1 protein-coding gene and 1 pseudogene are annotated in these 4,269 nt (G+C 50.3%); both read left to right on the forward strand.

The window, feature by feature from the left end; genetic code table 11:
* Window positions 1–196, forward strand: a pseudogene (locus tag O9332_RS05765) (hypothetical protein); the annotation flags it as partial.
* A 143-nt stretch (window positions 197–339) separates the two neighbouring features.
* Window positions 340–4,269 (forward strand): beta strand repeat-containing protein (locus O9332_RS05770; RefSeq protein ID WP_288024196.1); only part of this gene is annotated, 3,930 nt, incomplete at its 3' end.

Below are 4,269 nucleotides of genomic sequence, written 5' to 3' on the forward strand. Positions count from 1 at the left end.
AATTGGCGCGTTAGAAAATGCTCGTGATTTTGTCAAAACAGTTTTGCAAGCTCGCTTAGGTGAAGTTCCTTTAGATGTGGAACAATACCTGAATAAAGTTTCGGTACTATCTACATTACAAGAGATTGTTAAATTAGCAGCCACTGCTAATTCTCTCGCAGAATTTAGGCAGTCTTTGGCAAAAATCCAATCCTAGAACTTCTTTAGAAAACGGGTTTCTGCAAACGCCTATTTAGAAGCCCGTTTTCTTGTATAAATGTTAATTTTTGTCATAGCACCCTTGAAAGATTGGCGATTTTTTGCATAAAATAGCACCAGTCATCCTTTGCGGTTAACGTCATGACTTCTACCCTGTTGCCGAGCCTTCCTGCTGTTTACGATATTTTGTTCGATTTCGCTCAATCTGATGGTTTTTGGGCAAATTTAGAAACTGCTTTTGGCACAAACTATGATGTGGTTAAAGCGACGCAATTACGACAGCAGTGGCAAAGTCGAGATTTTAGTCAACTTCCCCCTATTACAGTTAAAAACCTTGGCAATTCAGGGATTTTCGGCGCATATTCCAGCAGTACCAATAGGATTTATATCTCTCAAGCGCTGATTGATTCGGGTGACGCTACCACCCTCAAAGCGGTGTTATTAGAAGAAATTGGGCATTTTATCGACGCGCAAATCAACAGCAGCGATACGCCGGGGGATGAGGGGCAGTTATTTTCGGCGTTGGTGCGGGGGGAAGTGCTGACAGAGGAGCAAATCGCGGCGATACGAGAGGAAAATGACGCGGCGACTATTACCGTTGATGGGCAAGCGATTAGTGTGGAAATGGCCTTTGGTACCCCTACTAACTTTACTGTGGGGAGTAGTCCCATTTCCGTGACGGTAGGGGACTTCAACGGCGACGGCAAATCCGATTTGGCTACGGCGAACGTTGGCAGCAACAACGTATCGGTGCTATTAGGAACTGGCACGGGCAGTTTTGGACCCGCCACTAACTTTTCTGTGGGGGGTGGTCCCTTTTCCGTGACGGTAGGGGACTTCAACGGTGACGGCAAATCCGATTTGGCTGTGGCGAACTTTAGCAGCCAAAAAGTCTCGGTGCTATTAGGAACCGGTACGGGCAGTTTTGGACTCGCCACTAACTTTACTGTGGGGAGTAGTCCCTATTCCGTAACGGTAGGAGACTTCAACGGCGACGGCAAATCCGATTTGGCTGTGGCGAACTTTAACAGCGGCAACGTCTCAGTACTATTAGGAACCGGCACGGGCAGTTTTGGACCCGCCACTAACTTTTCTGTGGGGCTTAAGCCCTTTTCCGTGACGGTAGGGGACTTCAACGGCGACGGCAAATCCGATTTGGCAACGGCGAACTTGTACAGCAACAACGTCTCAGTGCTATTAGGAACCGGCACGGGCAGTTTTGGACCCGCCACTAACTTTTCCGTGGGGAGTCTTCCCACTTCCGTGACGGTAGGGGACTTCAACGGCGATGGCAAATCCGATTTGGCAACGGCGAACTTGTACAGCAACAACGTCTCGGTGCTATTAGGAACCGGCACGGGCAGTTTTGGCACTGCCACTAACTTTTCCGTGGGGAGTCGTCCCACTTCCGTGACGGTAGGGAACTTCAACGGCGACGGCAAATCCGATTTGGCTGTGGCGAACCGTTTCACCAACAACGTATCGGTGCTCCTCAATACCACCCCCAAAATCACCATCGCCCCCGGCACCAACCCGGTAGAAGGGGGAACCGTCGGCACCTTTATCATCAGCCTAGACACCCCCGCGCCCACGGGTGGGATAGTGGTCAACTTCAACACCACTGGCAGTACCGCCACCATTCTCGCCGACTATTCCCTCACTGCTGGCATAAATACCACCGCAGTAACCGCCAACACCTTCACCATCGCCGCCGGAGCCACCACCGCTACCCTCAACGTGGTCGCCGTATCCGATGCGGTAAATGACCCCAACGAAACCGTCAAAGTCAACCTGACATCGGGGGGAGACTACATCCTCGGTGCTAACTCTAGCGCCAGCTTTAATCCTGCTACTAACTTTTCCGTGGGGAATCGTCCCACTTCCGTGACGGTAGGGGACTTCAACGGCGACGGCAAATCCGATTTGGCTACGGCGAACTATTTCGGCAACAACGTCTCAGTGCTGTTAGGAACCGGCACGGGCAGTTTTGCCACCGCCACTAACTTTTCCGCGGGGAATGGTGCCTTTTCCGTGACGGTAGGGGACTTCAACGGCGACGGCAAATCCGATTTGGCTACGGCGAACCGTTTCGGCAACAACGTCTCAGTGCTGTTAGGAACCGGCACGGGCAGTTTTGGCACCCCCACCAACTTTTCCGTGGGGAATGGTCCCTGGTCCGTGACGGTAGGGGACTTCAACGGCGACGGCAAATCCGATTTGGCTGTGGCGAACGCTGGCAGCAGCAACGTCTCAGTGTTATTAGGAACCGGCACGGGCAGTTTTGGCACTGCCACCAACTTTTCCGTGGGGAATGGTCCCTGGTCCGTGACGGTAGGGGACTTCAACGGCGACGGCAAATCCGATTTGGCAACGGCGAACTTGTACAGCTACAACGTCTCGGTGCTATTAGGAACCGGCACGGGCAGTTTTGGCACCCCCACTAACTTTTCCGCGGGGAGTCGTCCCATTTCCGTGGCGGTAGGAGACTTCAACGGCGACGGCAAATCCGATTTGGCTGTGGCGAACTATTTCTGCTGCAACGTCTCAGTGTTATTAGGAACCGGCACGGGCAGTTTTGGCACTGCCACCAACTTTTCCGTGGGGAGTCGTCCCATTTCCGTGGCGGTAGGAGACTTCAACGGCGACGGCAAATCCGATTTGGCTGTGGCGAACGCTGGCTGCTGCAACGTCTCAGTGTTATTAGGAACCGGCACGGGCAGTTTTGGCACTGCCACCAACTTTTCCGTGGGGACTGGTCCCTGGTCCGTGACGGTAGGGGACTTCAACGGCGACGGCAAATCCGATTTGGCTACGGCGAACCGGCACAGCAGCAACGTCTCGGTACTCCTCAATGCCGATGTCCCTCAACCCGCAATTTCTCTTTCCATTAACGATGTAACCATTACCGAAGGCAATAGCGGCACCACTAACGCGGTCTTTACCGTGAGCCTTTCTAGTGCTGCCAGTACCGTTGTTAGCGTCAACTACGCCACCGCTAACGGTACAGCCACCGCCGGAACCGATTACACTGCTATTCCTCCCACCACCTTAACCTTCAATCCGGGAGAAACTTCTAAAACGATTACAGTTGCAGTCAATGGCGATAACCAAGTTGAACTCAATGAGACATTTTTCCTCAATCTCAGCAATTTACAAGCCAATGGCAGTAACGTTACCTTAGCCGATAATCAAGGACAGGGAACGATTAATAACGATGACAGTGCATCTATTGCGATTACTGATGTCACAGTAACAGAAGGAAATAGTGGCACAACTAATGCAGTATTTACTGTCACTCTTTCTAATGCAGTTGATACAGCGATTAGCCTCAATTACGCCACAGCCAATGGAACCGCTACCACAGCAGATAATGATTATACGGCGATTGCTACTACTCCCTTAACCTTCAATGCTGGTGAGACTTCTAAGACGATTACTGTTGCTGTTAATGGCGATACCAAAGTTGAAGCTAACGAGAATTTCTTCGTCAATCTTAGTAATTTACAAGCCAATGGTCGCAACGTTACCATAACCGATAATCAGGGACAGGGAACGATTACTGATGATGATGTCATACTTCCTAGTATTACTCTTGCGGTTTCTCCTAGTAGTGTTACTGAAGACGGGACAAGTAATCTCATCTACACCTTTACCCGTAGTGGAGTAACAACAAATCTTTTGACAGTTAACTATAGTATTGGTGGGACAGCAACTAATGGAACCGATTACGCTTCGATTCCCACAGGTGTAACTTTTGCGGCTAATTTAGCGACTGCGACTGTAACAATTAACCCCACTCCTGACACAATAGTAGAAAGTGACGAAACCGTTATTTTAACTCTTGCTTCTGGGACAGGTTATACAGTTGGGACCACCACCGCAGTTACGGGTACGATTACCAATGACGACTTTCCCCAACTCTCCATCAATGACATCACCGTAGTGGAAGGTAAAGATAATAATGCCATCCTCACCGTCACAGTTGATAATCCCAATCCGCAACCAATTACCTTCAACTATACCACTGCACCCATTAACGCTACCGCCAATGTAGATTACACTAGCAAAACC

Origin of the sequence: Microcystis sp. LE19-10.1B (genome assembly GCF_027530565.1) — a bacterium.
Lineage (GTDB): Bacteria > Cyanobacteriota > Cyanobacteriia > Cyanobacteriales > Microcystaceae > Microcystis > Microcystis aeruginosa.